This window comes from Sphingobacteriia bacterium (assembly GCA_017304685.1).
Taxonomy (GTDB): domain Bacteria; phylum Pseudomonadota; class Alphaproteobacteria; order Rickettsiales; family 33-17; genus JAFKLR01.
In genome coordinates this window covers 126,943-141,392 of the sequence record JAFKLR010000003.1, presented here as the reverse complement: position 1 = coordinate 141,392, position 14,450 = coordinate 126,943, and the positions used below count along the sequence as shown (strand labels likewise).

15 protein-coding genes and 1 tRNA gene are annotated in these 14,450 nt (G+C 30.4%); 9 read left to right on the top strand and 7 right to left on the bottom strand.

Annotated elements, in window-relative coordinates:
* Positions 1-107: 107 nt before the first annotated feature.
* Positions 108-602 (bottom strand): DUF3576 domain-containing protein, encoded by a 495-nt coding sequence (locus J0H68_00790; GenBank protein ID MBN8827227.1) that lies wholly within the window; start codon positions 600-602, stop codon positions 108-110.
* 130 nt (positions 603-732) lie between these two features.
* On the opposite strand from J0H68_00790, the gene J0H68_00785 reads away from it, so the two are divergent.
* From J0H68_00785 to J0H68_00770, 4 genes are all read left to right on the top strand, one after another.
* The gene (locus tag J0H68_00785) at positions 733-1,305 is read left to right on the top strand and encodes a hypothetical protein (GenBank protein MBN8827226.1); all 573 of its coding nucleotides are present in this window, start codon (positions 733-735) and stop codon (positions 1,303-1,305) included.
* Complete coding sequence (locus tag J0H68_00780; GenBank protein ID MBN8827225.1) at positions 1,306-1,554, top strand: hypothetical protein; 249 nt, start codon at positions 1,306-1,308, stop codon at positions 1,552-1,554.
* 41 nt (positions 1,555-1,595) lie between these two features.
* On the top strand, positions 1,596-1,700 hold the full coding sequence (locus tag J0H68_00775) for a lipoprotein (GenBank protein MBN8827224.1): 105 nt from the start codon (positions 1,596-1,598) through the stop codon (positions 1,698-1,700).
* Between the two features lie 118 nt (positions 1,701-1,818).
* Positions 1,819-2,997 (top strand): multidrug effflux MFS transporter, encoded by a 1,179-nt coding sequence (locus tag J0H68_00770; GenBank protein ID MBN8827223.1) that lies wholly within the window; start codon positions 1,819-1,821, stop codon positions 2,995-2,997.
* On the opposite strand, the gene J0H68_00765 is transcribed toward J0H68_00770, so the two are convergent.
* Entirely contained in the window at positions 2,968-4,014 is a 1,047-nt protein-coding gene (locus tag J0H68_00765; GenBank protein ID MBN8827222.1) for an acyltransferase, read from the bottom strand. The two genes, J0H68_00770 and J0H68_00765, sit on opposite strands and share 30 nt — an antisense overlap.
* Positions 4,015-4,133: 119 nt before the next feature.
* On the opposite strand from J0H68_00765, the gene pip reads away from it, so the two are divergent.
* Positions 4,134-5,186 carry a prolyl aminopeptidase gene (gene pip / locus J0H68_00760; protein ID MBN8827221.1) on the top strand — a complete coding sequence of 351 codons (1,053 nt, stop codon included), beginning with the start codon at positions 4,134-4,136 and terminating at the stop codon, positions 5,184-5,186.
* Between the two features lie 103 nt (positions 5,187-5,289).
* Positions 5,290-6,462 carry an NAD(P)/FAD-dependent oxidoreductase gene (locus J0H68_00755; protein ID MBN8827220.1) on the top strand — a complete coding sequence of 391 codons (1,173 nt, stop codon included), beginning with the start codon at positions 5,290-5,292 and terminating at the stop codon, positions 6,460-6,462.
* Here J0H68_00755 and J0H68_00750 read toward each other — a convergent pair.
* The 5 genes from J0H68_00750 to J0H68_00730 form a co-directional block, all read right to left on the bottom strand.
* Positions 6,459-7,478: a hypothetical protein gene (locus J0H68_00750; protein ID MBN8827219.1), complete on the bottom strand. Its 1,020-nt coding sequence runs from the start codon at positions 7,476-7,478 to the stop codon at positions 6,459-6,461. The two genes, J0H68_00755 and J0H68_00750, sit on opposite strands and share 4 nt — an antisense overlap.
* Positions 7,479-7,621: 143 nt before the next feature.
* Positions 7,622-7,927 carry a hypothetical protein gene (locus J0H68_00745; GenBank protein MBN8827218.1) on the bottom strand — a complete coding sequence of 102 codons (306 nt, stop codon included), beginning with the start codon at positions 7,925-7,927 and terminating at the stop codon, positions 7,622-7,624.
* 158 nt (positions 7,928-8,085) lie between these two features.
* A tRNA-Gln gene (locus tag J0H68_00740) sits at positions 8,086-8,160 on the bottom strand.
* A gap of 34 nt (positions 8,161-8,194) precedes the next feature.
* Positions 8,195-8,512 carry a divalent-cation tolerance protein CutA gene (locus J0H68_00735; GenBank protein MBN8827217.1) on the bottom strand — a complete coding sequence of 106 codons (318 nt, stop codon included), beginning with the start codon at positions 8,510-8,512 and terminating at the stop codon, positions 8,195-8,197.
* A 5-nt stretch (positions 8,513-8,517) separates the two neighbouring features.
* Complete coding sequence (locus J0H68_00730; protein ID MBN8827216.1) at positions 8,518-8,946, bottom strand: GNAT family N-acetyltransferase; 429 nt, start codon at positions 8,944-8,946, stop codon at positions 8,518-8,520.
* A 141-nt stretch (positions 8,947-9,087) separates the two neighbouring features.
* Here J0H68_00730 and tadA point away from each other — a divergent pair, with 141 nt between their 5' ends.
* Genes tadA through J0H68_00715 form a run of 3 tightly spaced genes read left to right on the top strand, consistent with a single transcriptional unit; the run spans position 9,088 to position 14,401 of the window.
* Positions 9,088-10,815, top strand: coding sequence for a Flp pilus assembly complex ATPase component TadA (gene tadA / locus J0H68_00725; GenBank protein ID MBN8827215.1), 1,728 nt, complete (start codon positions 9,088-9,090; stop codon positions 10,813-10,815).
* 3 nt (positions 10,816-10,818) lie between these two features.
* Entirely contained in the window at positions 10,819-12,021 is a 1,203-nt protein-coding gene (locus J0H68_00720) for a type II secretion system F family protein (GenBank protein MBN8827214.1), read from the top strand.
* A 1-nt stretch (position 12,022) separates the two neighbouring features.
* A complete protein-coding gene (locus tag J0H68_00715; protein MBN8827213.1) occupies positions 12,023-14,401 on the top strand; it encodes a prepilin-type N-terminal cleavage/methylation domain-containing protein in 2,379 nt (792 codons plus the stop codon).
* Positions 14,402-14,450: the final 49 nt, after the last annotated feature.

Below are 14,450 nucleotides of genomic sequence, written 5' to 3'. Positions count from 1 at the left end.
AATAAGCAGTAATACTTACAAATTTTCAAATCACTCATATAATAGATGAGAAAGTTAAATAGTAAAAACTAAATACTTTCTCATCTAATTATTAAAATTTCTAGGATTTATTCACTAGTAATTTTTAACTGCCTTGCTCTTGTTAAAATACGGTCTTCAATTTCTCTTACCATAGCTTTATTACTCGGAGCATCAGTCCACTGCCCTTTTAATATATATTGCTTAAATACATTTACTTTTACTGCATCAGCTCTTAAAACATCGCTTGTAATAACAATGCTTAATTTAAAACGTTCATTATCATTTAAAGTAACTTGGTACCAATCAGTTGTTATAACGCCTGAAAAAGGATCAACTATTTGAATTGGAAGTTCACTTGCAGCTTCTAAAGCCGCTCTCCATAAATAACTATTTACAGTAATACCAACCGATTCGACTTTTCTTTTTTTACCAGCAAGAACAACTCCTTCATCTCCTAGAATTCTTCCCATTTCCTCTTCTCTTTTTTCCTGAGCCGTTTTAGGATAGCTATGCTTTACATTTCCGCTTTCACACGAGCTCATTACAAGCGCAAGACATGCAATTAAAATATATTTCTTCATATGTTATCTCCATAATTCTGTAATAAGCACTATATTACACTCGTTTAAAAATGCAAATAATATGTGAACTTGACGTCTCTGTTTAAGAGTTATATAAGAAAAGTTAACTTTTAATTGAAAGGTAAATATTATGAAGAAAATATCAAAGGAAGAGCATATCAAACAATTTTCTGGTAAAGTAATAGTATACACCTCAGTAAATTATAATAATCAAAAATTACCTTCCTTATTATTTGGTGAAGATATTTCAATTAAAATAGATAGTAATAAGTTAAGTATAGCAATTATTAAGGAAATTCCAGTGGTTACAGGCGTTATATATTGCCTATGCCCCATTATAAAAAATATAATTACCCCTGCTTTTATAGCTGGTATGTTGGCTGTAAAATCTTCAAAACCTATATTTCGCCAAATTAATAAAGATAATTTAAAAGAATGTGGTGGATTATTTATAAGAGAAGCTACAAAGGAAGAAATTAAACAGGCTAAAATATTGTTAAATATTCAAATACCTCAGCCATTACAAAACAATAATATAAATCCTCAACTTAATTACCCTACTCAATTAACAGTCGAATTCCTCGACATTCAAGAAATTTCTGGAATTTTAGATAAGCATTTAACTTCTTTAGACAAACCTAGTACTAAAGTAGAAAAACCTAAAATTGAACCTTTTAAACTTGAAGTTGAAAGAAAGAAGTAAATGTCTTTTATTGAACTAATTCAGTGTTCTTTTGAAAAATATATTTATTTAGTTCGAGGAATAGATGCTAATAAAGAAGCATGGTATTATATATTAGTTGATAAGCTTAAACTTCCCATATTTATAAAAGAAGCTCAATCAAATGAAATTGAACTTACCGATTTTGGACAAGTCTTATATTCTGGTTGGGGGAAAAACCCACCTGAAGAGATAGCTATGAAACTTAAAAATGAATTTAATATTAAATAAATAATTGATTTAAATTTACAAAAGTTATATTTATAAATGTTATGAGCAAATATCTTTTAATCTTTTTATTATTTTCATTCACTTCATGCGGTGTTAAAGGCCCATTATATTTGCCTACCAAAGAAACTACGGTTACTAAAGAATAAGCCATTATAAAACAGGCTAATAACTTCTCTTAAACCTCCTATCTTTTTTCTCAAACACTCAAGCTTAATAAAACTTTTATTTTAAAATTATTTTATCTTATTATTTCAGGGATTTAATATGAATACTAAATTTTTACCTTTTTTATTTATTATTTCACTAATTGCCGGTTGTATTGAAATTGATATCTCTGTACCAAGCTTCCCCGATATATCGGACTATTTTAAAGTATCAGATGGAATAATTCAGCTTACAATCGCATTCAACTTTTTAGGTTTTTGCTTAGCTTCAATTATTTATGGACCATTATCAGAAGTTTTTGGAAGAAGAAAAGTAATGATTATAGGTAATGGAATAATGCTTGTTGGAGCTATTGGTTGTGTAATATCAAACTCAATAATTCTACTATTAATTTCTCGCTTTATTCAAGGTCTAGGTGCTGCTACTTCAGCCGTAATTACATTCGCAATGATCGCTGATGTTTATAAAGGCGAACGATCTATAAAACTAATTGGTATTATGAATTCAATATTTACAATTCTAATGACTGTTGCCCCAATCATTGGTAGTTTGATTACCGAAGTATTGGGCTGGCGTGGAAATTATGGAATAGTTGCTATAATTACTTTATTTTCATGGATCTTGTTATTTATAATGCTTCCAGAAACTAATTCTGACTTTAGAGAATTTAACTTCAAACAAATTTATAAAGATTATAAAAAGTTGTTATTCAATACGTATTTTATAAGTTCATCTTTCATCCCAAGCTTACTATATTCGGCTTATTTAGTATTTGTTTCTTCGGCCTCATTTCTATATATGGAAACCTTCAATTTACCCATTTTAACATATGCTTTTCATCAAGCTATAATTGTGGCCTCTCTATCAATTGGAAATGCTTTTTCAAATAAAGTTATTCAAAAAATTGGCAATAATAATTCAATAATTTTGGGTACAATTTTTTATACATTTGCATCCATTTTATTCATTGCGATAAGTATAATTATTCCTCATTCACCTTATTTAATAACTTTATCAATGATTATATTTTGTATTGGATTTGCTTTATGCTATCCGGTTATTTTTACAATTTCACTTGAAATTTTTCCTGACATTAAAGGAATAGCTTCTTCAGCCAATATGAGCTTAAGGGCTTTATTAAACGCTTCCTTTATAGGGTTATTAGGTTATTTATTTAGTGGAGAGCCAATTATGGTAGCAATAGTAATTTTAATAATTATAACTCTATGCATTATATTTACTAAAATTTTACTGAAACAAATTAATTTTTCTAACTAAAAATTTCTTTTCAACTAAATGCCAAGAAAAAAACGCACATGCTAATGATGCAATTATGCATAAAAATATATAATGATAAAAACCTATCTTTAAATTATATTTTAAGTTAAGGGCTACTAGTGCTTGCTGTATAGGAAATCCGTATAAATAAACGCCGTAAGAGTAATCACCGAATCGTGAAAAATTAGAGATAAATGGTATATTTAATCGAGCAAAATATATTACTAGATAACTAAATGAAGTAAATTCAAGAATAAAGCTAATAATCGACAAATCAAACAATACGGATATTATGAACGCTAAAACTGCATATATTGCATTTTTATAATTAAACTTAATTTTATCTCTATAAAGATAAATTAGACATCCTATAAAAAATGCTATTGTACCTTGCATAAATCTTGATATTTTTCCAATTGCTTTAATAGTAATAAGGTTATTAGAAACTATTATATCAATACTTAGAGAAAGGCATGTAAATATGCATAGAGTTGTAATAAATATATATAAAAAACTCTTTTTATTAGTCCATTTACATATATGAATAAATGCTAGTATAAAATAAAATTTTACTTCATACACTAATGACCATAATGAACCATTAACTGTTTCGGCAAGAGGTAATTTTTCAAATACTCCCGGTAAACTATAGTTAATAGTAAAAACTAAATTTCGTAAATATTTCCACGTTAAACCATTAGAAAAATATTCTTTTAAGGGCAAAACAGTAAAAATTGGACCTAAAATAAATATTGAAAATATTATTAAAACAAATAATGCAGGATAAATTCTTAAAAATCTTTTTTTAGCATATTCTTGGATATTTTTACTTCTTAAAATACTAGCTATAATTAGGTAACCACTAATGACAAAGAATGTTCTAACAGAGTATTCTCCTAGTCTTTTAAAATAAAATGGATGCTCATTACCATAAAGCGCATAAGAATGAGCAATTATTACACCAAAAGCTGCAATTAGCCTTGTAAAATCAAAGTTATTATTTGCTTTATGTAACATTAACCACCTTATTAAAAAAACGAACTTAGATTTTATTAATTATTCTGTCAACTTGAAAAGTTTAAGTAAGTTGCTACAATTAAAACCTTATTTATTACAATTCCTTTTAAGAGGATGATATGAAAATTTCTTACTGCGCCTTAAATTATATATTACTTATTATTATAATAGGTTTGATTGCCTTTATATTTTTCTATAATTCTAAGCAAACATTGGATAAAGTCTTATTTCCTAAAATTAAAGCAAATTATGAAGACTATCTTAAAGTTTCTGATTTACATAATCTCTGGTATGCAGAATATGGAAATCCAAAAGGCACGCCGGTAGTTTTCTTACATGGCGGCCCCGGATCTCAGTGCACAGAATACGCAATGAGATATTTTGATCCCAAATTTTATCGCATAGTTCTTTTCGATCAACGTGGCAGTGGAAAATCTAAACCTCATGCAGATATGACTGATAATAATTCCCAAAACCTAATAAGCGATATTGAATCCTTACGCCAACATTTGAAAATAGATAAATGGGTTGTATTCGGTGGGTCTTGGGGAAGTGCACTTGCGATTGCATATGGCGAAACTCACCCTGACAAAGTATTAGGTTTTATTCTTCGGGGTATTTTCCTCGGAAGAAAAAAAGAAGGCGATCAATTATGGTACGGAATGAAAGACATTTTCCCTGAAGTTTGGGAGGAGTTAGAAACTTTTATACCAGAAAATGAAAGAAATGATTTAGCCGCTGCATATTATAAACGTTTAGTAGATTCAAATCCTGAAATTCATTTACCTGCTGCTCGTAAATTTGTAAAATATGATAGCATCGCTGCTGTACTTGTTTCCGATCATAAAAAAATTGAAAAAGAAACAAATAAACATGATAAGGAAACGCTTTCACTTGCACGCACCTTTACTCATTATTATATGAATAATTTCTTTTTTAGACACAATCAATTAATTGATGATTTACCTAAAATAACTCATCTTCCAGCTATTATAGTTCATGGTCGTTATGATATTATATGCAGACCTCAAGTTGCTTATGAATTACATAAAATGTGGCCAGATTCAGAAATTCATTTTGCTGACGCCTCAGGACATAGCGCTAGTGAAATTGGTGTGGCAAAAGAACTGGTGAAAGCTACAGAGAAAATGAAAAAACTGATAAAACACTGATATTTAACTTTTATTTGTTGCTCTAGTAATTCTAATTAATAAAACTTTTGACTCAGAAAGATTATATTGTTAGGTTTCGTGGAATTAATATTATTTTGGTTCAATAGTGGAAAATAATTACGACGTATTAGTAATTGGCGCAGGAGCTGCAGGGCTTATGGCAGCAAGCCAAGCTGGAAAGCGTGGTAAAAAAGTTCTTTTACTAGAGCATACAAATAAAATTGGTGAAAAGATAAGAATCTCCGGCGGTGGAAGATGCAATTTTACTAATCTACATGCAAGCCCTAAAAATTATTTATCAAATAACTTACATTTTGTAATTTCCCCCCTTACCAGATATACTCAACATGATTTTATAAAACTAGTTGAAAGTTATAAGATCTCCTATCATGAAAAAACTTTAGGGCAATTATTTTGCGATAGTTCATCTATGCAAATAATTAATATGCTTGTTGAAGAATGCAAAAAAGGGAACGTAGAAATCAAATTAAACTGTGCAATTAATTCAGTTACTAAACCTGAAAACTTTTCTTTGAGAACAAGTTTAGGTGATTTCACTTCCAAATCATTAATTATAGCAACAGGTGGGCTTTCAATACCAAAGCTTGGGGCAACTGATTTTGGATATCGTATAGCAAATCAATTCGGTTTAAAAATCATACCACCTAAACCTGCTCTTGTCCCTCTTACATTTAATGAAGACGATTTAAAAACCTTTAAAGAATTAAGCGGAGTTTCTATACCATCAATTGTAAATTACAAAAAAACTTCTTTTAAAGAAAATATTTTATTCACACATAGAGGGCTTAGCGGGCCTGCTATTCTACAAATCTCTTCTTATTTAGAAAGTTTACCTAATAAAATTGTAATAAATTTACTTCCCCATTTGAATTTGAAAGAGTTATTTTTAAAAGAGAAAAATAGTAAAATTTTAATAACAAATTTTCTTAAAGAATATTTGCCCAAAAGGTTTGTAGACAATTGGTTTTCTTATGAGCCTAAGAAAATTATAGATTATAAAATCAAGGATTTAGATAAAATTGCAGAAGATTTGCATAAATTTACAATGAATATTGAAGGTACCGAAGGCTATATAAAAGCAGAAGTAACAACTGGTGGAATCGATACAAAAGAGCTTTCTTCTAAAACACTTGAATCAATTAAAGTCCCAAATTTATATTTTATAGGTGAAGTAATTGATGTTACAGGATGGCTTGGAGGATATAACTTCCAATGGGCATGGTCATCTGGGTTTATAGCAGGCACATACGCTTAATTTATTCCTGAATTCTCTATTTTAAGTGCTTCTTCATAAGTAGTAGAACTAGTCCAATCTTTTTTAAATACGTTAAATATTTTTCGTATTTGCGTTGAATCTTTAACTATTATTCCTAATTCTCTTTGCACTTCTAAGGCTTGAGTCCAAAAATTACATGAGCCTAAATAAACTTTTCCATCATTACTTTCAGGATCAATAATTATAATTTTTGTATGGATATATAATTTGTTTTTTGGTGAAAACCTAAATTCCCCTCCAGCTTCTTTAATTTGAATTTGATTAATTCTATTAAAATCAGTTCCTCCAAATGGAACAGGCGACATAATCACATTAACTTTTACACCATTTTTTGCCATTTCTCTTATAACTTTTGCAATTACAGGGTCAGTAAAATCTTGTTGATAAATGTAAATTGATTTCTTAGCTGATTTTATAAGATCTGTTATATATTGTCTTTGAAATTTAGGCCCTAAAATGAGGTTAAATTTTTCATACAAATATTTTGATTTTCCATCATTAAGAAAAGTTTTACCAAAAAAATCATTTTCAAATATTTCTTGTAAAGCTAGCACTTTTTCTTTGTCATTAATTTTTACGGAAAAATCACGAGTTTTATGAAAATGGTTTTCGTCAAAATTAAAGGTGTTTATTAAAGCAAGGTTTTTATCAATAATTATAAATTTGTAGTGAGTAAGTATGTATTTATGATCTTCTAAATAACTTACTGGCACATTAAATTCTTTTAATGATTTTTCAACATCATAATTTTTTGTTATAGCAAAAGGTTCTGCATATAGCCCTGGTTTTTGCAATATGACCCTTATTCCAACTCCACGTTGTTTAGCTGATTTAAGCGCTTTAACAATACGTTTATCGTTTATCTTATATACGGTAATATCAACTGACTTTTTAGCTGAATCGATTAAATTTATAATTGATTGAATATTTTCATTAGGAAAAACTAAAATATTTTGATCAGAAGTTTGAGCATATGAGTTTAAAGATAAATTCATACTCACTAAAAAAATAAAGGTAATATATTTTATAACTTTTTTCATTCAATTAATTCTCTAAAAAATTGTTATTTTAAGTTTTGTTAATCTTTATAAACATATTGTAATTGAGAAAGGTTGGAAAAAGCTCCCAACCAAATATTTTAAATCAAATAATCGTTTATTAAATGTGAGAAATCGCTAACAGGTATTTCATAATCACCCTCGTAATGATAACTATTTTCTGTTATTTCTTCTTCAGGAGAAGTTTTAAGAAGTTCACCCTTTACAGAACTGAAACCCTCTTTAGAAATTATATTTCTATGTGTTTCATCAATAGAATTAAATTCTTTGTTTGAGGTAGAGGCTAGATCTTCTGATGGATCAAAGCCTTTTGACCCCTTACTATCAGAAGAAAAATTAAGGTTAGTGCTATCCATATCCCAAACTATATTATTATTATATCTCATAAATTTATCCCTTATAGCTTTAAACGAACATTAAATTTAGAATGGACTATAAACTATTTTTTAAATTCAGCAAATAAAGAAAATTAGTTATATAAAAAAGAATTAATTTATGAAAGTCGATGCAGATTATATAATTTTAAGATTATTATAACTTTGAATGGCTGGGGAGGAAGGATTCGAACCTTCGAATGACGGAATCAAAATCCGTTGCCTTACCACTTGGCTACACCCCAATACTTGTTTAAAGCATGTGAGAATATACACACCTCATGAATAATTGGCAAGCCATTTTGCAAAATTTTTTTCTACCTCACCAAGAGTAAGCTCTATTATGCAAGGTACCTCGTATGAGCAAAAGTCTTTTATAATATCTTCAACCTCGGAAAAACGCTTTCTTAGGGTTTTTATAATTAATATAACCTCGTTACCTTCCTGAATTTCATTATTCCAATAGTAAACGGATGTCATATTAGGCACAATATTTACACAAGCTGCAGACCTACTTTTCACTAATTCATGCGCAATTACTCTTGCTTCTGCAATATTTGGTGCTGTCGAATATATTAAAACTAATTCATTTGCCATAAGTTTTACCTTTTAAACTTATAATTCAATTTAATACATTTATATCTATTTGCAAACTTTGCTTTATATTTCATACACTTAAAACCAAGTTTTTTGTAAAAACCTATACTATCAGTATCAGTTTCCGCATATACAAATGTTTTTCCAAAGTTACAGAATACAAACTTTATTAATTTTTTTCCAACACCTTTTTTTCTTTTATTCTTATTAACTACAATGTGGTTAATTATTATATAATTTCTTTTAATTAAACCTCCAATAAATCCTTGTAAGTTAGGGTTAAAATACCCGAAAATAAAGTATTTTTTTGAAAAGGTATAAGTTTTGATTACTAATGAAATTTTTTCAGGGCTCGGATAGCCTACTACATCTCTAAAAAGAATTTGCACTTCATCATTATAAAGACAATCCCTAATATTTTTTATTTGTTCCATAACAGGTAATTAACTAAATGTTAATATTAAAAATGGAATTTTTAACTAAATATAGCTTTTTATAAAATTTATAGCAACTAAACTCTTTAATTTTATTTAAAAAAGATGTAAAATTTAATTAAATCACAAACTAGTTGTGCTATGACATTTGAAAACGAACCACCACAAAAAAATGATAAAGTTTCTTTGAAACTGGGTGAAGTACTCATCGAGAAAGGTTTAGTTTCAAAGGATCAAGTAGAAATTGCTTTACGTGAACAAAGAACTGAACGTTCAAAAGATAAATTAATTGGACAAATTTTAGTTGAATTAGGTTTCATTACAGAAAGCTCTTTAAGTCAAATTTTAGCAGAAACTTCCGGCGTTAAAAATTTAGATTTAAAAGCTACAGTTTTAGATCCGAAGCTTATTAACCAGATTCCTAAGGATGTAGCTATTAGATGTAAAGCTATACCAGTTACCTCAACTGAAGATTCTGTAACGATCGCAGTAGCCGATATTTATAACATTCTTATAATTGATCAACTTAAAAAATATTTTGGTAAAAATCAAAAAATAATTACATTTTATGCTGCAGAAGGTCAAATTTTAGAAGCTATAGATCAATATTATAAATACGAAATGTCTATTGAGGGTATTTTAAAAGAAATTGAAACTGGGGTTGGTGAAAATAAAAACTTTACCACAAATACTAACGATTATGTAAATCCTACTGTAAGGTTAGTTGATGCATTTTTAATTGATGGAATTAAGAATAATGCTTCCGATCTGCACTTTGAACCTGAGGAATCTTTTGTAAGACTCCGCTATAGAATCGATGGAAAATTAAGACAAATACGATCATTTCACAAAGAATATTGGCCCGCTATTGTTGTTAGAATAAAAATTTTATCAAAGATGAATATAGCCGAAAATAGAAATCCTCAAGATGGTAGAATAAATTACAACGTTTTAGGAAGAGAAATCGATTTTAGGGTAGCAACTCAGCCAACTATTCACGGCGAAAATATTGTTATGAGAATTTTAGATAGTAAACAATCTTTAGTTCCTGTTGAAAACCTTGGATTTAGCGAACAAAACAGTCATTTACTTAAAAAACTTATTTTAAGACCAGAGGGTATTATTATTGTTACTGGTCCTACCGGTAGCGGTAAAACTACTACTCTTTATTCAATCTTAAATCATATAAATACTATAGAAAAAAATATAATGACCCTGGAAGATCCAGTGGAATATAGACTCGCTTTAATTAGACAAACAAATATTCGTGAAGGTGCAAGTTTAGATTTTACTGATGGTATTAAATCATTACTACGTCAAGATCCTGATGTAATATTTGTAGGTGAAGTTAGAGATCATGAAACTGCTACAATGGCTTTAAGAGCTGCAATGACAGGACATCAAGTATATACCACTTTACATACAAATGATTCAATTGGTGCTATAGCACGACTTAGGGACATTGGGGTTGATAACAGTTTATTATCCGGTAACTTAATTTGTATTATTGCTCAAAGACTCGCCCGCAAACTTTGCAGTCATTGCAAAGAACCTTATACAGCTGATACAGCAGAATGTAAAATCTTAGGTGTAGATACCGCAAATCCGCTAACTTTATATAAAAAAGTTGGTTGTGAAATTTGTGGATTCACAGGTTACAAAGGACGAATAGCTATTAGCGAAGTATTAGAAATTGATAAGGGATTTGATGAATTAATCGCCACTAATGCCACACGTAAATTCATGATTGATTACGCAACATCCAAAGGATTTAAAAGTATGTTAGATGATGGTTCTTTAAAAGTGATAGCAGGCGTTACTGATTTAGAATCATTAATTGGCGCTGTTGATATTACATCGAGGTTATAAACCATGCCACAATTTAAATATAAAGCTTTAAATGCAAAAGGTAAATCAGTTAGCGGTGTACTAAACGCAGTAAGCGAATTAGAATTAGAACATAAATTACAAACTATCGGCTTAGATTTAGTAGATCAAACTATAGTTACAGAATCTACTTTTATGCAAAGCAAAACTGTAACTATGCATGATTTAATAATTATGTGCGTTCAGCTAGAGCAATTAGAAAAAGCTGGCGTACCTTTACTTGATGCTATAGGAGATATGCGCGATACTTCTGATAGTCATCCAGTAAAAAATTTAATGGCAAGTATTTACGATTCAATTAGCCAAGGCAATATGCTTTCACAAGCATTAAGTGAACATCCAAATATATTTGATCAGGTTTTTGTAGGGTTAGTTTCAGCTGGTGAAAAAACTGGTAATTTAGGAGATGTATTTCATCATTTAGCAGAACATTTAAAATGGGTAGATGAAATTAGAAATAAAATTAAAAAAGCCAGTTATTACCCTGTATTTCTAGTTCTATTAATGATTGGCGTTATTAGCGTAATGATGTTATTTGTAATACCGCAGCTATCTAAATTTTTGATAGCTCAAGGTTTTGATTTACCAATATATACTCTTGCATTAATTGCAACTTCAAAATTTTTTGAAAGTAATTGGCCTCTTATTTTTATAGTACCAATAGTATTTTTTACGACTATTAAAATAGGCTGTAAAATCTCTTATGAATTTAAGTTTTCAGTGCATGCGTTATTACTTAAAATTCCAAAAATAGGTGAAACTATCAGAAAAATTGAAATGGCACGCTTTTGTAGATTTTTATCAATCACATATCGTAGTGGAATTAATATCTTAGACTGTTTAGATATTGCTCAAAATGTAGTTAATAATTTAGTTATTAAAGAAGCAGTAGGCTATGTTAAAACAGGAGTTTCAGAGGGTAATAGTTTAACAGGATCTATGGTACTATCAAATCAATTCCCGTCAATGGTAATAAGAATGATTAAAGTTGGAGAAGAAAGTGGTAGAATTGACTCCACCCTTGAAAATGTTAATTATTTTTTTGATAGAGAGGTAAATGATTCCGTTAATAGCATGATTGGAATGATCCAACCAACCTTAACATTAATATTAGGTGGAATCATGTTATGGGTATCTGTGGCAGTGTTTGGGCCACTTTATTCAAGCTTAACAAAATTAAGATTCTAATATGGCAAAAAAAACAGGCTTCACCATTCTTGAAATGAGCGTAGTTATTTTAATTATTGCAGTAATTGCAAGTGGAATAACTGCTGGAAATCAACTGGTAAGATCTGCTAAAATTACAAAAATTATGAGCGACATAGAACGTTTTAAAAATGCTGTAAATACTTTTGAAACTAAATATAAAAATATACCGGGAGATATATCTGATTCTTCAACTTCTGTAACCGCAGGAGGACAAGGAAATGCGAATGGTATAATAGATGGCAATGAAGATGTTTTATTCTGGAGACATTTATCAAACGCTAATTTAATTCTGGGGAATTTTAGCGGCTCGGCACTTGATAGATATAAAGCAACTTCAGGAAGTATGATAGGAGGAGTACCTGCTGGCCCTATTGAAGGTTCAGGCTTTAGAGTATTAAATGATCCAAACGGTTTACTTATATCTTTTGACGGTTACTCAAATACTAATAATGACTTAGCAATTTTAACTCCGTCAGAAGCAAATCAAATTGATTTAAAATATGATGATGGCTTACCTAATGTTGGTAAAATTAGAGGATATGATGGAAGTAACGTTGCTTTAAATTCATGTGTTCTTGCTAGTGGTCAATACAATTCAGCTAATACTAATTTAGCATGTAGAATGGCATTTTTTATAGAATTAAAAAGTAATATTAGTGGAACTAAACAAACATGTACAGGTGGCTATCCACTTGGCTCTGTAAGACAAAGCTCAACTCAAGCATGTTCTGCCGGGACAATAGGAAAAATTATAGAGGAATGTGTACAAACAAGTGGAGGAGCTGCTTGGGTTGTTACAAAAAATAGTTGCGAAGCAGTAAAATGCGGATTTGGTGTTTCAAGCGGTTCTTCTATTAATTGGCCTTGCCCTTTCGGTTGGAGCGGTAATGTCGTTTTAACTTGTCAAACTAGCGGCTATTTTTCCATTAATACCTCAGGCTGTTCTATAGATACTACTGCTCAATGTAGAATACCTCATAGTAATGATTCAGCGAATGTTGTAACAAGAAATTTATCTTGTCCTGTTGGCCAAAGTGGCTATGTTATTCAACAATGTCCTAATACAGGAGCTAACCCTAAACAATGGACTACCGTAACAAATGCTTGCAGTGCTTTACCTAATTGCACTGGAGCTATTAGCATTGGTAGCATGGCAGCCGGCGGATCTAATAATTGTGTAAATGGCAATTACACAATGGTTGCAGCTGGTGTAATTAGAAACACATGTCAATTAACTACTCCAGGTAACAACCCTGGTGGTACAAGTACTTATGTAACTTTTGGCCCTCAACAGAATAGTTATTGTTTACCAATATATACTGGAGCTGCTTGTACTCCAGGGGTTACACGTGACATAGGATGTCCTACTGGCTATACAGGCAGTCATATTCAAGTTTGTGTATCAACAGGAAATTATTTAACAACTCGTGATGAATGCAAACCAATTACATGTGGAGGAGAGCCTGTTGGTGCATTTAGGTTATCCAAAAACATCACGTGTAATCAAAATGAAACAGGCGAAGTGTATGAAGTTTGTCATTCTGATGGAACATGGAGATTACATTTTAATTGTAGCAGAAGGGCCTGTATGTCGAACACTGGTTCAGGAACAGAAGTACCTTCGCAAAATACAGGCTGGGGCAATTACAACCAGGCACAAGGTACTTATTTAGCTCATTCTAATTCAACACTTGCGCAAGTTACTTGCGCTACAGCACCTTACACTAATACTTCTAATAATAATACTTCAGCAACCAGAAGATGCGGGTTTGATGGGACATGGCAAGCGAGAAACGGAGCTTGCGCTGCAGGAAATTGCGCTCAACTTAATTGGAATAATACTACTGATGTAACAGAAACTAATTTAACATATTATAGCAGATGGCCTCAAACCGTTGCTCCTGAACACGGAGAATATACAATTTTAACTATGACAGCTCCTGCTTCAACCGTTGTTGCAGGTTCACCTTATTGTGATCAAACTGATGTTTCGGGTAGTGGTTTTACCCGCGAATTAATAACATCTAGTACTGCAAATCCAGGTGGAGGAAATAATGCAAATTTAATTTGTAATGCAAGAGGGATATGGGTTGATATGTGTTCGACTGCTGGCATTATTACTACAACGGATAATAACCGAATTGCAGCTGTCAATGCTCTTACAAGTAATTATACAAATCCAAGTAATGGACTTGTTATGTCGAATAATAGTGCATATCTACATTTTTACAATGATTTAGATAATAACAAAATATGTGATATTTCAGGCGCTTCCCCGAGTGAAGTTTCTCCTGCTGAAAATGGTGGGCCAGGTAACAGATGTTCAGCTTGCAATAGTGAGTTCATTTGTTTCCACTAAAAATTAATATAATGTTTACACTTATATAATAATATTGTATAAATTTATT

Excerpts from the sequence above, each read along its gene's own strand:
- J0H68_00720 (MBN8827214.1), top strand. The coding sequence starts at position 10,819 with ATGCCACAATTTAAATATAAAGCTTTAAATGCAAAAGGTAAATCAGTT.
- J0H68_00780 (MBN8827225.1), top strand. The coding sequence starts at position 1,306 with ATGTCTTTTATTGAACTAATTCAGTGTTCTTTTGAAAAATATATTTAT.
- J0H68_00730 (MBN8827216.1), bottom strand. The coding sequence starts at position 8,946 with ATGGAACAAATAAAAAATATTAGGGATTGTCTTTATAATGATGAAGTG.
- tadA (MBN8827215.1), top strand. The coding sequence starts at position 9,088 with ATGACATTTGAAAACGAACCACCACAAAAAAATGATAAAGTTTCTTTG.
- J0H68_00770 (MBN8827223.1), top strand. The coding sequence starts at position 1,819 with ATGAATACTAAATTTTTACCTTTTTTATTTATTATTTCACTAATTGCC.
- J0H68_00790 (MBN8827227.1), bottom strand. The coding sequence starts at position 602 with ATGAAGAAATATATTTTAATTGCATGTCTTGCGCTTGTAATGAGCTCG.
- J0H68_00715 (MBN8827213.1), top strand. The coding sequence starts at position 12,023 with ATGGCAAAAAAAACAGGCTTCACCATTCTTGAAATGAGCGTAGTTATT.
- J0H68_00750 (MBN8827219.1), bottom strand. The coding sequence starts at position 7,478 with ATGAATTTATCTTTAAACTCATATGCTCAAACTTCTGATCAAAATATT.
- pip (MBN8827221.1), top strand. The coding sequence starts at position 4,134 with ATGAAAATTTCTTACTGCGCCTTAAATTATATATTACTTATTATTATA.
- J0H68_00735 (MBN8827217.1), bottom strand. The coding sequence starts at position 8,512 with ATGGCAAATGAATTAGTTTTAATATATTCGACAGCACCAAATATTGCA.
- J0H68_00765 (MBN8827222.1), bottom strand. The coding sequence starts at position 4,014 with ATGTTACATAAAGCAAATAATAACTTTGATTTTACAAGGCTAATTGCA.
- J0H68_00745 (MBN8827218.1), bottom strand. The coding sequence starts at position 7,927 with ATGAGATATAATAATAATATAGTTTGGGATATGGATAGCACTAACCTT.
- J0H68_00775 (MBN8827224.1), top strand. The coding sequence starts at position 1,596 with ATGAGCAAATATCTTTTAATCTTTTTATTATTTTCATTCACTTCATGC.
- J0H68_00785 (MBN8827226.1), top strand. The coding sequence starts at position 733 with ATGAAGAAAATATCAAAGGAAGAGCATATCAAACAATTTTCTGGTAAA.